The organism is Enterococcus sp. S86.2 (genome assembly GCF_059834485.2).
Genome location: NZ_CM206813.1, coordinates 2,538,021 through 2,553,372, shown reverse-complemented (window position 1 = coordinate 2,553,372; position 15,352 = coordinate 2,538,021). Strand labels below are relative to the sequence as shown.

The 15,352-nt window shown below is 35.6% G+C and carries 14 protein-coding genes; 7 read left to right on the top strand and 7 right to left on the bottom strand.

Annotated elements, in window-relative coordinates:
* Positions 1-83: 83 nt before the first annotated feature.
* Together AC6R0T_RS12170 and AC6R0T_RS12165 are read right to left on the bottom strand one after the other, a co-directional pair.
* Positions 84-1,382, bottom strand: coding sequence for a type IV secretory system conjugative DNA transfer family protein (locus AC6R0T_RS12170; protein ID WP_270273014.1), 1,299 nt, complete (start codon positions 1,380-1,382; stop codon positions 84-86).
* 66 nt (positions 1,383-1,448) lie between these two features.
* Entirely contained in the window at positions 1,449-1,790 is a 342-nt protein-coding gene (locus tag AC6R0T_RS12165) for a hypothetical protein (protein WP_270273012.1), read from the bottom strand.
* A 181-nt stretch (positions 1,791-1,971) separates the two neighbouring features.
* Here AC6R0T_RS12165 and AC6R0T_RS12160 point away from each other — a divergent pair, with 181 nt between their 5' ends.
* Complete coding sequence (locus AC6R0T_RS12160) at positions 1,972-2,610, top strand: hypothetical protein (RefSeq protein WP_270273011.1); 639 nt, start codon at positions 1,972-1,974, stop codon at positions 2,608-2,610.
* Between the two features lie 345 nt (positions 2,611-2,955).
* Here the strand turns inward: AC6R0T_RS12160 and AC6R0T_RS12155 are convergent, their stop codons facing one another.
* The 5 genes from AC6R0T_RS12155 to coaA form a co-directional block, all read right to left on the bottom strand.
* On the bottom strand, positions 2,956-4,260 hold the full coding sequence (locus AC6R0T_RS12155) for a DNA methyltransferase (protein WP_270273009.1): 1,305 nt from the start codon (positions 4,258-4,260) through the stop codon (positions 2,956-2,958).
* Between the two features lie 3 nt (positions 4,261-4,263).
* Positions 4,264-5,589, bottom strand: a complete 1,326-nt coding sequence (locus AC6R0T_RS12150) for a hypothetical protein (protein ID WP_270273007.1) — start codon at positions 5,587-5,589, stop codon at positions 4,264-4,266.
* Positions 5,590-5,595: 6 nt separating this feature from the next.
* The gene (locus AC6R0T_RS12145) at positions 5,596-6,867 is read right to left on the bottom strand and encodes an HNH endonuclease (protein ID WP_303754126.1); all 1,272 of its coding nucleotides are present in this window, start codon (positions 6,865-6,867) and stop codon (positions 5,596-5,598) included.
* Between the two features lie 414 nt (positions 6,868-7,281).
* On the bottom strand, positions 7,282-8,847 hold the full coding sequence (gene guaA, locus AC6R0T_RS12140; RefSeq protein ID WP_206903348.1) for a glutamine-hydrolyzing GMP synthase: 1,566 nt from the start codon (positions 8,845-8,847) through the stop codon (positions 7,282-7,284).
* An 82-nt stretch (positions 8,848-8,929) separates the two neighbouring features.
* Positions 8,930-9,853, bottom strand: a complete 924-nt coding sequence (coaA, locus tag AC6R0T_RS12135; RefSeq protein ID WP_230711082.1) for a type I pantothenate kinase — start codon at positions 9,851-9,853, stop codon at positions 8,930-8,932.
* A 237-nt stretch (positions 9,854-10,090) separates the two neighbouring features.
* Between coaA and AC6R0T_RS12130 the strand changes: the two genes are divergently transcribed.
* The 6 genes from AC6R0T_RS12130 to AC6R0T_RS12105 all read left to right on the top strand — a co-directional run bounded on the left by AC6R0T_RS12130 (position 10,091) and on the right by AC6R0T_RS12105 (position 15,316).
* Positions 10,091-10,663 carry an SGNH/GDSL hydrolase family protein gene (locus tag AC6R0T_RS12130; protein ID WP_303754125.1) on the top strand — a complete coding sequence of 191 codons (573 nt, stop codon included), beginning with the start codon at positions 10,091-10,093 and terminating at the stop codon, positions 10,661-10,663.
* Between the two features lie 4 nt (positions 10,664-10,667).
* Complete coding sequence (locus tag AC6R0T_RS12125) at positions 10,668-11,273, top strand: class I SAM-dependent methyltransferase (RefSeq protein ID WP_303754124.1); 606 nt, start codon at positions 10,668-10,670, stop codon at positions 11,271-11,273.
* 190 nt (positions 11,274-11,463) lie between these two features.
* On the top strand, positions 11,464-11,742 hold the full coding sequence (locus tag AC6R0T_RS12120; RefSeq protein ID WP_303754123.1) for a hypothetical protein: 279 nt from the start codon (positions 11,464-11,466) through the stop codon (positions 11,740-11,742).
* 24 nt (positions 11,743-11,766) lie between these two features.
* A complete protein-coding gene (locus tag AC6R0T_RS12115) occupies positions 11,767-12,690 on the top strand; it encodes a LacI family DNA-binding transcriptional regulator (RefSeq protein WP_303754122.1) in 924 nt (307 codons plus the stop codon).
* 180 nt (positions 12,691-12,870) lie between these two features.
* On the top strand, positions 12,871-13,890 hold the full coding sequence (locus tag AC6R0T_RS12110; protein ID WP_230711079.1) for a LacI family DNA-binding transcriptional regulator: 1,020 nt from the start codon (positions 12,871-12,873) through the stop codon (positions 13,888-13,890).
* 124 nt (positions 13,891-14,014) lie between these two features.
* On the top strand, positions 14,015-15,316 hold the full coding sequence (locus AC6R0T_RS12105) for a pyrimidine-nucleoside phosphorylase (RefSeq protein WP_303754121.1): 1,302 nt from the start codon (positions 14,015-14,017) through the stop codon (positions 15,314-15,316).
* Positions 15,317-15,352: the final 36 nt, after the last annotated feature.

The window sequence follows — 15,352 nt, the reverse complement described above, 5'->3', positions numbered from 1 at the left end:
TGCAAGTGGAACTGGGGTGATTACCATTACCCCAGTTCTAAGTCAAAATGCTCTGCTATCGCTCGCATTTTGACAATTACTAATTACGTATCCAAAAAGTTGCAATAAGGAATATTTACCATTTTGGGATGATCAACAGTTGCAATAGAAGGGCAACTAATTAGACCTTGACCAGCTTTTAAGTCTAATAGTGGTATTTCTACACTAGAAGAAAATAATGTGCGATAGGTTTGCTCATCGCTAGAGCCAAGAACTATCTTGATTACTAATTGCTCTCTTATGCTAGTAGGTAATGTTTGAGCATTCAGTTGTTGTGTAGAAATCCAGAGGAAACATCCTAATTGTCTTCCAATGAAAGCAATATCAGCCAGCTTACTCTCAGTTTCATCACGTTCTTTTTTTGATAATAGCTTCCAACTTTCCCGTAAAGAACCAAATTCATCTACTAAGAGAATTATTGCAGGTAAGTTAGCATCCTTGTAAGTTTTATTGTGATTGTTAAGAAAGAAGGATTGCAAGGCTGTTTGCCTTTCTATCATTTTTGAATGAAATAAAGATATTGTTTCCAGTGACTTATTTCTATCGACTACAGTTGCTCTTGTTTCTTTAAATATGTGAAATAAATCTGCTTTTTTAGGATCAATTATATAAAGTGTATGCTCAATTTTTTTATTTAAAATTTGAATACACAGCATCTCAAGGAAGAAAGTTTTCCCACTACCTGTTTGACCGCTTAGTCCTATATGGTGTAACGGAATTGTTGAACGATTATCTAAACGCAAATGATATGCATCAGTTTCTTTGGATGACCACTCCACATAGTCAGATTTACTGTGAAAATTTTCTTGAGTAAATAAATCTATTCTATAGAATTCAAAGATGTACCAATTTCGATCCTGTGAGAGAAATCTTCGTTCTATAATGCATCTTTTTAAAGCTCCGTCCAGTCTTACTTGCTCAAGTTGTTTATCAAACTTAATAGAGTTACGGATTTTGATGAAGCCTGTTTCTCGTTTTCCATTGTCATCAAACTGGACGATGATTTTAGGAATGTGTACATATTTTGATTCGAAGTTGTTTATAGTTTCAAATCTGGCTTGTTTGATTTGTTTTCGGATATTTAAAATCATGTTATAATGATTTAAGGAAAAACTAAGGCCGTGCCAAATTTTATTGCGATAACACCAACTGATAATGTTGATAATAAAAACAGATAGAGCTATCATCAAAAAAATATTGGAAGAAACAGTCGGTAATGTTGAGAACAATGGTTGTTGTTTTATTTTCGTATAAACAGTTGTGTAAACTAACCACGTCAATATAGCTGTCACTATAATGGAGTAGGATAGTATGCCGCGAATCATTCGGTACGTTTTTTTCATTATTGATAAACCTCATAAGTTAGGAATAGTTAGAGGGGGCGAAGCCCCCCTTTAACCAATGCCTGATTATTGAAATTCAATATCGTCTGCTTTTACTGAGAGCTCTGATTGATATTGACCATAAATTGTTGCTGTCGGATTAATCAAAGTTACAGGCGTCATCTTTTTAAAAGATTTAGCAGGTTTATTTACCTTTACATTAATTTGTTCTCCGGCGTTCAAATCTTTAATTCCACTTTTATAGGTAGAATTATCAGATGCAATAACGCATTTATACGTAGTTCCTAATTCTTTAGTGATCTTCCCTTCTTTATATTCTGACCATAGCTCAGCTTTCAACGCTAACAAGGTTTTATCTTGAAAAAACTTTTTGGCATTAAATTGTTGGTATTCTCGTAATCCTTTCATTACTTTTGTCCTTTCGTTTTTTATTAGTTAGTAGCTACTTAACTTAGTAATATGATAACACAGTATTTTTAGGCGGTTATTCATCAATCATTGCTATCCGACTGATTTAAAGCTACTTATTAGTCATCAATTGGAGGTATTGTTCATTTTTATTTTTTATACATAGGAAAAGGTGGTTAATATGGAATTAGAGTATACAATTAACGATGTGTATAACTATATATTGAGTGAGTTTGATTTAACTGAATATATTGAATTACATGAAGGTGATGGGAAGTCAATAAAACGATATATACAGAATATGATGACTAAAAAAAATATTCCCTATGTTCGTCAGGAGTATCACAAAAAGGGAAAACCAAAAATTTATAACCAAGAGAGTGTTGATATGTTAATAGAATATTGTGGTCGCTATTTCGCATCATTTTCCGTAATATCTGATGAAGAAAAGAGCTTAGCTTTAGAAAACCATTCGAAATTTAAAAATATTTCATATGAATTAGACAATATGGAACGTTTGTCTGATGATGAAATGAAAGAAATATTTCAAAATTGTGGCACAGCTCCTACCAACGAGGAGCTCGAGTTACAAAATCAACGTGTGGACTATAATATTACATTCGACAGTCTTTATAAAGAAAGAAAGTATCAAATAATGCTTGAAGCATTATTTAATGATAAATTTGAAATGAATGAAGAAAATTTGATGGTAGATATTCAAAATAAAGCTAAGCATTTAGTATATGATGCCCATGATCATAAAATTATTCGAAGCTTATCAAGAATAGATTATGCTGAAAACTATTATAAAAAGAAATGATGACTATTAAATTATTCATGTTCTATTGATAATCAGTTGTGCGAATGAATAAGTTGTTCTGTTAGAAATCAAAGTTTTAGATAGCGATATAGTCTTGTTAAATAAATATTTAAAAGGGTAATCTTGAAAAAGAATTTATTTTAATTGAAAGGTGTAGTCAAGAGTGGGATTAGGGATAGAAATTGAAATAGTTTCAACTCTAAATCTATCATGAGAATCTGGCAAAGTTTATTGGTTAGATGTATTTTTAGGGATGACAATAATCCAGCTTTGAAAAAAGATCTCTACCAAATTTGGTAGAGATCTTTTTATGGAAATAAAGTTTGAATTATATAAATAAACGTTTTATGTTTTATTTTTTAAGACTAATACATGATCCACATTAATTTTACCGCCACGATTTGCACGATCAAATCCCATGAAATGATTCTTAATAATATAACTCCATCTTGTTTCTAATATTAATCCATTTTTTTCTGCAAGTTGTACGAGTATAGTTGCAGTATTGACTTCGACATTACTAACAGTACTGTTTCCTACGGCCATAATATAGTGAGCACCGCTATTCATTGTGGTTATGGAAGACTTGAAGTGTTCCTCCATGAATTCAAAGTATTTATATATGATATAGGCGTGTTTCTCACCATTTTTTTTATCTTCAAGTACTTTTTTTATACTGTCATCCATCAGTGGGATGCCTAATGAACGTTCTTCAACAAAAAAGTTTGAAAATTCTTTTTTAGGTACTAGTGTCGTGCCCGTATACAACTTTCTTTTTTTGTTCTGTTTTGTCTGGGTATTCATGGAAAATAAGTCTCCAACCCAGAATAATTCTACCATCTGATTATATACATAGTCGATTGACTTAATATAAGGGGGCGAAGTAACTATTAAATCAATTTTTTTAGGAATTAATTTAGAAAAATCAGCATCTCCGTTTGTTCTAAATACGCTAGCTTTTGCTTTATTATTCCATAAAAGATTGAATTCCTGAAAACCGTTCAAAAAGATTCCTAACTGTTTTCCAAATAATGAGTACACTTCAGAGGGTTTTTTAGGTTTTGTTCCAGAAACATATGTTTTTTGTGATTGATTATCGGCATTTGATGCACGACGAATTATTCCTGAGAAAGCGATAATAAAAGCGTCATAATAATCAGATATATTGATAACATCTTTAAACATTATAGGGATTTCATCAATTAACCCTCTAAGTTTACTTAATTTTATTACTGCATCATCTGTAAACCAATGATTTAAATTTTCAACTTCAGGCATAAATTTTGCTTCGACAGTTTCCTTGTTATTCATAATCCAGTCACTGATAATTGAAAACTGGTTCGGATCCAAAGGAGTTGATTTAACTTTTGAAATTAAACAAGAAAGTGGGTCAATATCGATACCAAAAGAATCATGACCTAATATTGTTGATTCTACTAGACTTGTCCCACTACCTACAAAAGGGTCTAAGACTATTTGTTTTTCATCATTAAGGTAGTTATTAATTGCCCATTCTGGTATCTGAGGAATGAATTTTCCTGGATACTTATGAAAACCATGTGTCAACGGTGTGACAATATTAGTGTCAATACTCACTAGTGCATTATTTGGTATTGCACTAGGTAATTTTTCAAAGTGTAAAATTGTCATAGGTTACTCTTTTCTAAGGATTACAATGGATTCTCTCATGAATCCCATTACGTCCTTTAAATATTTTCTCTGTTGAGAGCTCGTAGTTAAATGTCTGGTAACGATTATTTCTTCCACTTCGAATCCTATTTTTTCCCCTATTTCTGCTATTAATAAGTCAGATGGGATAATGATTCCCGCATAAGCAGAATTTCCAACTACTATAGCTACTCTACCTTTATCTTGTGTTTTTACATATAGGTTACGTATCAAAGTCTCCATATCGTCAAAATAACCGGATACGACTACTGGAATTTTATTGCTCCATAACTTTTTTGTTTCTAAAATAGATGTTAGATGTGAGACAGATTCGTTAGCATTTACTAATAATTTTGAAACTGTAGCACTTGCATTTGAACGTAATCCAGTTCTTTTAAGTTGCTTTAACTCATCTTGACTCTTTATAAATTCTCCTAACCATAATTCAGTTTTGTGGATTTCAAAGTAATCAAAGAAATTCACGTATGGAGGGGAAAAAATTGTTAATTCCATTTGCTCGGGAATATCCAAGACTCTCTCCATAGATGAACCTAATAGCATAGTCGGTTCTGGAGCGGAAATAGGGTTGCTTTGTAAATCTTCTAAAATATTATATATGTTGTTAATAATTTTATTTAGAACATAAGAAAATTTATCTTTTGGAAAATGCTCTTCTTCCCATTGCTGTATAGGTATATTAATATAACCATTTTTATTTCTTCGTCTATTTCTATACTTTAATCCGTTACCTTCTTTTTTTACATTGGAAATAGATTCAATATTTGAGAGCCACGATAAGAAGAATATATCCCTTGTGTGAGAGTTGTCAATTGATGTGATATGTTCTTTTAACTGAAGTATGGTTTGCAATATATCTGTATTAAAATATTTATATGCTAATTCAAAGTTTGTAGCACGTAATGTGGAGTCACGTTTCAATTTTTGGAAAATTCCCAGCTCATTTTGAATACTTTTAATATCCTCTTCAAAATAATTTCTATTTTCAACTTCTGAAACAAATAAAGAAATAGGGTTTACATCTATTCCATAGGTTTTTAGATTGCTAAATCTACCAGCGAGAATGGAGGAACCACTCCCCATAAAGGGATCTAGAATGGAACCAGTAACATTATATTTAGTAATAAATTTTTGAACTAATTTATAAGAGTATCCTTCTCGATAAGAATACCAGCGTTGAAAAGGGATTTCATTAGTTGTTTGGAAATGGACTAAATTTGAATACGACTGATCCAGCACTATATTATATTGTTTTTCGAGGTTTTCTAAAAAAATTTTATCTTCATATGCCACGTGAATCTACTCTCCTAAAAATACATTTTCTCTATGGTATAACGCATAGACTCTATTAAAGTGGACTTTTTCTGGTAGTGTTAATTGTTTCGCTTGACTGTCCAGAATACGCATAACATTTATTTGTTTTTCGGTCTTAATTAATTCTGATGAATATATAAATTTTGAGGGGACGATTTTTCCATATCCATCAAAAGTAAATAATCCAGCGTCAAACATTTTATGGCAGCTTAAACATAATGCAACGCCATTCTCTACATCACTTCTATGCTTATTATTAGTTATTGTATCTTCGGCGCTAAAGGGCATGATATGAGCAGCTTGAATAAATAGTGTTCCTTCTGCATCACAACCTGGAATCGCACAATGATAATGATAGTTATTTTTGACTGCTTTAGACCAAGTGGATGTTCTTTCTGATTGTTTAGTTGCTTGCCAACGTTTCTCTAGCTGTTCCTTGCTAAGTGTAATTCTAAACGTAGATAATCCTTCAACTGCATCTATAAGCTGAGGAGTTCCATACTCTTTAAATTCACTTAGCAATGCTTCTCTAAATGGTGCACCTAAAGCCAATGGATTATTCTTAATTTCTTGTGCATTAATTTTTGGCTGTGGAACGTAATTTCTTATTGCTTCAAGCATATTTGGAAATTGGTTACCAAACTCCAAGCCACCATTATGGTTCTTAATAAACAAAGCTGACTGTACTAAATCAGTTGTCCAATATGAATAATTCTTCCCTTTTTTTCTTGTAGTGTCTCCGTCTATAAGATATTCTAATCTATTTCTGTCCAAAGCACCGTTGTTAGAGTTCAATTCCTCTATGAGCCTTTTAATTAACAAACCACTTTCAACTGGAATACTATCAAACCTTTTACTATCAGGAGAAAAAGAAACAGTTGCAAGAGCATTTGCAATTGTTAGTCTATATAGTAAATTTGCATCTCCACCTCGTCCATCATCAACTGCATCAGACCATAATAAACCCATGGTAGTCCACTGTAAAGGAAGTTGATTACTGTCTCTAATAAAACCTAGACGAATCCAGTTTCTAATTTTTGTTTGCATCGTTGATGGTTGGATGGATTCATTTCCTAACTTGGCTGTAGCTGAAAAATCATAAATCCAAGCATTTTTAGGATTTCTTCTATCTGCTCCCCAAATTTTACCGATAAATTCAGTTTTCATACTTGAAGCCACAAGCAATTGAATTGCGGCTAATTCTGAAAGCTGGCTACCGGTTCTTGAATGGAACCAGTCTCCTTCAAACTTTGGCATAAAAAACCTCCTAAACTTCGCTTTTGTCTTACTTATTTTAACAGAAAAATTGTAGTTAAGTATTTAGTTATGCAAGAATATACCTTTTTCTTCTGTAAATATGATAATCCATCAACGTTAAGGTTGCTCATAGTAATATCTACAGAGTTATTTATTATATAAAATGTAAAGCTAACATTAAACAAAAGCCAAATATAACTTTATTTCATGACCCTGAATAACTATATGAGTTATAGATTTTGATATAGATAGTTATTTAAGCAATAAATTTATTAATTAGAAAAATAAAAGACCCCTACCAAATTTTGGTAGGGAAATGGTAGGAAACCATATCATCTTTAATGTAAATATAGTATTTTAAGAGTTGAAAAATGTTGATATATCGGCATTCCCCATCCATATTATATTGGTTTTTTATTCCCACTCTACAGTTGCAGGTGGCTTAGAGGTAATATCGTACACGATTCGATTTACGTGGTCTACTTCGTTGACGATGCGGACAGAGATTTTTTGTAAGACATCCCAAGGGATACGAGCAAAGTCTGCTGTCATGCCGTCGATTGAAGTAACGGCACGAATACCGACAGTGTAATCATACGTACGGCCGTCTCCCATTACGCCAACTGAGCGAATACCAGGTAAGACAGTGAAGTATTGCCAAATGTCACGGTCAAGGCCGGCTGCGGCGATTTCTTCTCGTAAGATAGCATCTGATTCCCGCACGACTTCTAATTTTTCTTCGGTTAATTCACCTAAGACACGAATGCCAAGACCAGGGCCTGGGAATGGTTGGCGCCAAACGATAGCATCAGGCATGCCAAGCTGTGTTCCTAATTCCCGCACTTCGTCTTTAAATAACGTGTTTAATGGTTCGATTAATTTAAATTGCATATCTTCTGGTAGACCGCCAACATTGTGGTGAGACTTAATGGTTTGTGCTGTTTCTGTACCAGATTCAATGACGTCAGTGTAAAGAGTACCTTGAGCTAAAAATGAGATACCTTCTTCACCGGCAAGTTTTGTTGCTTCGTCATCAAAGACATAGACGAATTCGTTACCGATAATTTTACGTTTTTGTTCAGGATCAGAAACACCTTTTAATTTGTCTAAGAAACGATCACGAGCATCAACTTTAATGATGTTTAAGCCAAATTTACCGCCAAGGCTTTCCATTACTTGTTTGCCTTCATCTTTACGTAAAAGACCGTGGTCAACGAAGATACACGTTAGTTGGTCCCCAATGGCTTTTTGTAATAAGACGCCAACAACAGAGGAGTCAACGCCGCCGGATAATCCAAGTAATACTTTTTTATCACCGACAGTTTCACGGATCTGCGCAATTTGCATTTCGATGAAGTTATCCATTGACCAGTCGCCTTTACATTGGCAGACATCCATTGCAAAGTGACGTAATAATTCATTGCCGTATTCAGAGTGACGAACTTCAGCATGGAATTGGATACCGTAAATTTTGTCTTCTTTATTTTGGATAGAAGCGATTGGGCAATCTTTACTTGTTGCTACAACTTCAAAACCTGCTGGTGTTTGTGTTACCAAATCACCGTGGCTCATCCAAACGTTTTGTTTTTTCGGTGTACCGACAAAAAGTTCTGCATCATCGGCAGTTACTTCTAATTCAGCTTTACCGTATTCTTTGTTTAACGCGGGCTCAACCTTACCACCTAATTTATAAGTGATTAGCTGCATGCCGTAACAAATACCTAGAACTGGGATTCCCAATTTCAAAATCTCTTCATCAATGCCAAAGGCGCCTTCATCATAAACGCTGTTTGGTCCGCCGGAAAGAATAATTCCCTTTGGATTAATGGCTTTGACTTCTTCTGCGGTGATTTTGTGGCTCATCAATTCAGAAAAGACACCAAATTCACGAATGCGGCGTGTAATCAATTGGTTGTACTGGCTACCATAGTCCAAAACGATAATCTTTTCGACTGTCGGCAGGTGGTCAACATTTGTCACAGTTAAATCCCTCGATTCTTCAGATTATTTATTGTAAAGAAGTAAGCTTCTTACAAGCAGTTTAACAGGCATGAAAATAAAATCAATATTTTCGCAAATAGATTTCATCAATTAAATGATGGTTTGTTTTATGGAGAATTATATCTGCTCTGCTTCTAGTAGGCAAGATGTACTCTTCTAAATTCTTCAAATTCACATTTTGCCAGACGCTTTCAGCCATTTTAACCGCTTTTTTGCGATCGCCAATGGCGAATTGATAGTAATAATTGGTTGGATCTAAAAAGGCGGTATCCAGTAATTGCTCAAAACGTTCCAAATACCATTGTTCAATTAATTCGGGCTTAGCATCGACAAAAAGTGAGAAATCAAAAAAGTCACTAACGTAAATTTGTTGGTTTTGTGGCAGTTGCAACGTATTAATCCCTTCGACAATTAAAATATCTGGTTGTTCAATCAATTCAAATTCATCGGGGATAATATCGTAAACATTATGGGAATAAACAGGTACTTGAATGGAATTCTTGCCAGATTTTACTTCATTTAAAAACTGGATCAAACGTTCCATGTCGTAACTTTCGGGAAAACCTTTGCGATCCATGATCCCTTTTTGGGCTAATACTTGGTTTGGGTATAAAAAGCCATCGGTTGTAATTAGTTGGACATTACGTCTAGGAAATAGCCGCGAAAGTAATGTTTGGACTAGGCGAGCAGTGGTTGATTTTCCCACCGCCACTGAACCTGCAATTCCGATAATAAAAGGTGGTGTTTTGACATAACGATGTAAGAAGAGACCTTTACTTAAGTTGAGTGATTCTGCTTCTTTCATATATAAATGAATCAAATGACACAACGGAATGTAAACATCCTCGACATCTTGCATCGATAGGCGGTCATTTAGACTCTTGATGCCATCCAATTCTTCTTGGGTTAAGGGCATATTGTTACTATTGTAAAATCCCTGCCATTCTTGACGGGAAATTTTGTAGTAATTCATTTTTTCCTCCATGAGCGACTCCTTTTGGCTATTTTTCAGAAAAAGCCAACAACATTTCCATAGCGGATATGACAATATGCGCTAGGACTTCGCGAACATTTTAACACATAATGGTCGCTATTATCAGTAAAAACACAAATAAATGCAGTTTAACGGTCTTTCTGCTAGTATAAAGATGGATGATATTTCAGGGCAAGCTGTAAAATAGGTTTACGTTGAATTTAAAAAAATTTTAAAGGAGCGAGGAACATGAAAAAAATTGTAATAATGGGCGATAGTATCGCAGCCGGTTTTTTTGAAGGGCAAGTCACAGACTTATTAAATGAATATGTGACAGATACACTAACAGGGATGGGCTTTCCAGATTATGCGGTCGTTAATTTGGGAGAACGTGGTGCGTCAAGTGCTACAGCTTTGGAACAATTACCTAAAGCAGAAGCTGAAAATCCTGATTTTGTCGCAATTAATGTTGGCATTAATGATGCTATCAACAATCGTGAGAACGTGAAAGAATACGGCGAAAACTTGAAAAAAATGATTACGGCTTTTCCAGCTGAAAAAGTCATTTTAGTTGGCCCAAGCTGGGTAGATCTGACGATTAAAACCGCCGGAAATAAAGAAACACTCGTGAAATATATTGCAATGGCAAAAGATATCGCACAAGAAACTGGTGTGAACTACATTGATATGTATCATCATATGGAAGTTTACCCAGACCCAGCTGAATTTTTACAAAGTGATGGTTTACATCCATCAAAATTCGGGTATCATCTATTAGGAGCGCTAATTGCGCGGGATATTAAAAATAAACTATTAGGATGAAATTATGAGTGATCATTATTATACCAATCAACCCAATGCAGCCCACGACTTTGCTGAATTTGATTTTGAACTAAAAGGGCGCAGATTGCGCTTTGTGACCGATAGCGGCGTTTTTTCCCGCAATACAATCGATTATGGTTCGAGAGTTTTAATTGAAACCTTTACTGCTACTAATTTGCCAGCCGGAGCATTGCTTGATGTCGGCTGCGGCTATGGCCCGATTGGGTTGGCGATAGCGGCGACAACCGATCGCTTTGTTGAAATGGTGGATGTTAACGAGCGGGCAATTGACTTGGCATGTGGCAATGCGAGCCGCAATCAAATTGAAAATGTCGACATTCATGAAAGTGACATTTATGCAGACGTAAAAAAGACAAGCTATGCTGCAATTTTAAGTAACCCGCCAATTCGTGCCGGTAAAAAAGTTGTTCATGCTATCTTAAGCGATGCCTATTCCTTACTTATGCCAGGCGGCACATTGACTGTGGTCATTCAAAAAAAACAAGGTGCTCCTAGCGCCGAGAAAAAAATGCAAGCAGTCTTTGGCAACTGTGAAATTTTAACAAAAGACAAAGGCTACTATATTTTGCAAAGTGTAAAAGAAGATTAATGAATAAAAAGCAACTTTTCCCAGGGAAATTTAAATGGGAAGAGTTGTTTTTTTGCTGTAAAAAAAAATAAACTTTTTCCTTGCTCTGAAACGAGTTTCATACATTATGCTCTAAATGTAGTTGGAAGAAAGCAAAGAAAGTGCTTTTTTATAATGTTAAATATGAAACAAAAAATAGGGGGAATGAAAGATGTTTACGTATGTGAAATTAACTAAAAATGGTTGTACCCAGCTTTATTATGTGCAAGTGGAAATTGCAGATGGCAAAATTACGCTAAATGATGTCAGTGGTTTGCAAGCGCACCAAATTTTATCTGAGGAGATTTGTGATTTAGATTGGCAAGTTTTTGATGAATATTATGGCGGACGACGTTTTTCATTTGGCAAAGATGAGATGAGTTGCCAAGTTTATGAAGCGGGGCTTGCTGTGATAGACTATTTATATAATCAATTACAAGTAGCTGTATAACAGGTAAGAGACGAGGTGGAAAAAGTGGCAAACATCCGCGATATTGCAAAGCTAACGGGCTATTCGGTGACGACCATTTCACGGGTGATCAACAATCATCCCTATGTGGCAGAAGATAAGCGACAAAAAGTTTTGCAGGTAATGGCAGAGCTGGATTATAAACCGAATCGGACTGCGCAAAATTTAAGTAAAGGCCGGACGCGTAATGTGGGGGTCATTGTCCCTTTTGTAGATCATCCTTTTTATAATCAGTTATTAAAAGGCATTATGCGGGCCGCTTTTGCCCACCAATATAAAATTACATTACTGCCAACTAATTATGATAAAAAGCTAGAAAAAAGTTATTTAGAAGAGTTAGCAGCTAAAAGTTTTGACGGGTTAATCGTGACAACCAGAGCCAATCACATGGATGTTTTTTTACCTTATCTTAAAAAAAATAATATTGTTTTTTGTGAGGCTTCTGGCTTAAAAGAAATCAGTTATGTTGCCATTGATTTGGCTAAATCATTAAAAGAAAGCATCCTCTACTTAAAAGAACAGGGTGTGAAGCGCTTGGGGTTAACGCTAGGGCGCAGTAAGCGTATAAGTGGTAATTCTATTTTAACCATTGAACAAAGCCAAAAATACTTTCCTAATTTTTCAGCAGACAACATTTTTTGGGACTGTATTCATGCTGAAGACGGCATTCAAGCGGCAGAATTTTTTAAAGAGCAAGCAGTGGATGGAATTATCACCAATGGCGATGAAGTCGCTGCGATGATTTTAGCGCAATACCCTTCAGATGCACAGCCTTTGGTCATTGGTCGGGAAAATTTATTGGTGAGCCAACTCCTTCATTTTTCAACCGTTGATCATCAATTAAAGCAATGTGGCAAAGCAGCCTTCCAACTTTTTTATGATGAAAAAAAAGCGCAAATAACAATTCCACATCAGTTGATAATTCGATAAAAAAGACCTCTGTAGTTTTTTCTATAGAGGTCTTTTTAGCTGCTGAAAATTTTGGGAAAAGTTTTGTATTACTTTATTTCCATGAGGTAAAAAGACATCAGAAAATTTGTCGCAAGAATAATTCACCCGCTATTTTTTTAAAGTAGATTTTGGTACACTAGGGCTTGTGGGGGGATTAAAATGAAGATGACCATTAAACAAATTGCGGAAATGGCAGGGGTATCTGTGACAACGGTTTCGCAAATTTTAAATAATAAAGGGACGCGCTTTAGTAATGAAACTAGGCAACGGGTCTGGGATATCGTAAATAAATATCACTATAAGCCTGATTTTTTTGCGTCTAATTTGATTAATCGTCGCTCAAAAACAATTGGGATGATTATTCCAGATGTGACAGATTTTTTCTTCTCAAAAGTAGTCGAAGGGGCAGAACGTTATGTTAATCCGCTTGGCTATATGATTATTTTGTGTAACTCCCAGCAAAGCCAAGAAAAAGAGATTACGTATTTAGAAGAACTTAGTCACCGTTCAGTAGACGGGGTTTTATTTGCAACGCCGCATTTATTGCCAAGTGGCTATGAAATTGGGAGCCCAATTTATCACAACATGCCGACGATTTTAATTGATCGCGGGATTAACCAACGCAGCAATGGCCGTTTAATTGTCAAAGATTACGAAGGTGCTTATCAAGCTGTAAGTTATCTTATCGCACAAGGACACCAAAACATCGGTATGCTAAAAGAAAGTACCGGCTATTACCAATTGCAAGAGAGGTTTAATGGGTATCGCCATTGCTTAAAAGATCACGGTATCGCCTATAAAGGACGCTATGTGGTAGAAAATGAGTTAACAGTAGCTGGTGGTTACCAAGCTGCTAAGGAGCTATTGCGACAAAAAGAATTAACAGCTATTTTTTGTAGCAATGATTCGATGGCAATCGGCTGTTACCAGGCAATTTATGAATTAGGAAAAAAAGTGCCAGAAGATATTTCGGTGATTGGATTTGATGGCTTGAATTTGACGGAATACGTGACACCTCCGTTAACTACCGTTTTGCAACCAGCTTTTGATATTGGTTTTTACGCCGCTAAATTTTTAGTCGACGCAATCGAGTTTCCCAAACGACGAATTCCGAATAAAGTATTTGATACTAAATTAATTATTCGTGAGAGTGTGATGACCTTGACAAGTGAGGAGTAATACAGTATATTGCTCCTGTAAGCGCTTTAACAGGTTGGGATTTATTAGGTAAACTGTTTTACTAAAGTGGTTTACCAATTGAATTATTGTTGTATAATAACACTGGACTTAAGGAGGAAAAGGCATGCGAATGGTCGATTTAATCGAAAAGAAGCGTGATGGTCAATTGTTATCTAAAGAAGAAATTGACTTTATTATTACAGAATACACAAAAGGTGATATTCCAGATTATCAAATGAGCGCTTTGTTGATGGCGATTTATTTTACAGATATGACAGATGAAGAAATTACGAACTTAACTTTAGCGATGGCACATTCTGGAGAAGTTATCGATTTATCTTCAATTGAAGGAATCAAAGTAGATAAACATTCTACCGGTGGGGTGGGAGATACTACTACTTTGGTGCTCGCACCACTGGTGGCAAGTGTGGGAGTTCCTGTTGCAAAAATGTCTGGTCGTGGTTTGGGCTTTACTGGCGGAACGTTAGATAAATTAGAGGCCATCCCAGGTTTCAAAATTGAAATTTCAGACGAAGAATTTATTAAAATCGTAAACGAAAGTAAAGTGGCTGTGATTGGTCAATCAGGTGATTTGGCGCCAGCGGATAAAAAACTTTACGCTTTGCGGGACGTCACTGCAACCGTCAGCTCGATTCCGTTAATTGCCAGCTCAATTATGAGTAAAAAAATTGCTTCTGGTGCGGATGCCATTGTTTTAGATGTTACGACTGGTGATGGTGCTTTTATGCGGGATATAAAAGACGCGCGGCGCTTGGCCCACACGATGGTGCGCATCGGTAATTTAGCCAATCGTCAAGTAATGGCGGTTGTTTCGGATATGTCACAACCTTTAGGTGAGGCAATTGGAAATAGCTTAGAAGTCGTTGAAGCGATTGAAACGCTAAAAGGCGCTGGACCGGCTGATTTAGTAGAAATGTGTTATGCATTGGGCAGCCAAATGGTCGTGTTAGCCAAACAAGCTCAGACGCTACAAGAAGCGCGGGAAATGTTAGAAGAAGCCCTGACTTCTGGTAAAGCACTAACAAAATTCAAAGAGATGATTAAAAACCAAGGTGGAGATGAAACCGTCGTAGATGAGCCAGAACGTTTACTAACTGCCCAATATGAAATAAAATTGCCAGCTAGAAAAAGTGGTGTTGTCACAAAATTAGTAGCCAATGAAATCGGTATTGCAGCAATGCTTTTAGGGGCAGGTCGTAAGACAAAAGAAGATGAAATCGATTATGCTGTCGGTTTAAAATTGCACAAAAAAATTGGTGATAAAGTTGCAGAAGGCGAGGCACTACTGACCATTTACAGCAATACAGAAGATGTTGCCGCTGTAGAAGCGTTACTTTATCAAAATATTGAAATTGGCGCGACGGCCACTGAACCTCCGCTAATTCACGACATCATCACGAAATGATTGCCGTTTCAAGAATCATTTTTTGAATTGCGAGAT

Bases quoted from the DNA above. Each gene is read 5' to 3' on its own strand.
- AC6R0T_RS12170 (WP_270273014.1), bottom strand. From the start codon at position 1,382: ATGAAAAAAACGTACCGAATGATTCGCGGCATACTATCCTACTCCATT.
- AC6R0T_RS12165 (WP_270273012.1), bottom strand. From the start codon at position 1,790: ATGAAAGGATTACGAGAATACCAACAATTTAATGCCAAAAAGTTTTTT.
- AC6R0T_RS12160 (WP_270273011.1), top strand. From the start codon at position 1,972: ATGGAATTAGAGTATACAATTAACGATGTGTATAACTATATATTGAGT.
- AC6R0T_RS12155 (WP_270273009.1), bottom strand. From the start codon at position 4,260: ATGACAATTTTACACTTTGAAAAATTACCTAGTGCAATACCAAATAAT.
- AC6R0T_RS12145 (WP_303754126.1), bottom strand. From the start codon at position 6,867: ATGCCAAAGTTTGAAGGAGACTGGTTCCATTCAAGAACCGGTAGCCAG.
- coaA (WP_230711082.1), bottom strand. From the start codon at position 9,853: ATGGAGGAAAAAATGAATTACTACAAAATTTCCCGTCAAGAATGGCAG.
- AC6R0T_RS12130 (WP_303754125.1), top strand. From the start codon at position 10,091: ATGAAAAAAATTGTAATAATGGGCGATAGTATCGCAGCCGGTTTTTTT.
- AC6R0T_RS12125 (WP_303754124.1), top strand. From the start codon at position 10,668: ATGAGTGATCATTATTATACCAATCAACCCAATGCAGCCCACGACTTT.
- AC6R0T_RS12120 (WP_303754123.1), top strand. From the start codon at position 11,464: ATGTTTACGTATGTGAAATTAACTAAAAATGGTTGTACCCAGCTTTAT.
- AC6R0T_RS12110 (WP_230711079.1), top strand. From the start codon at position 12,871: ATGAAGATGACCATTAAACAAATTGCGGAAATGGCAGGGGTATCTGTG.
- AC6R0T_RS12105 (WP_303754121.1), top strand. From the start codon at position 14,015: ATGCGAATGGTCGATTTAATCGAAAAGAAGCGTGATGGTCAATTGTTA.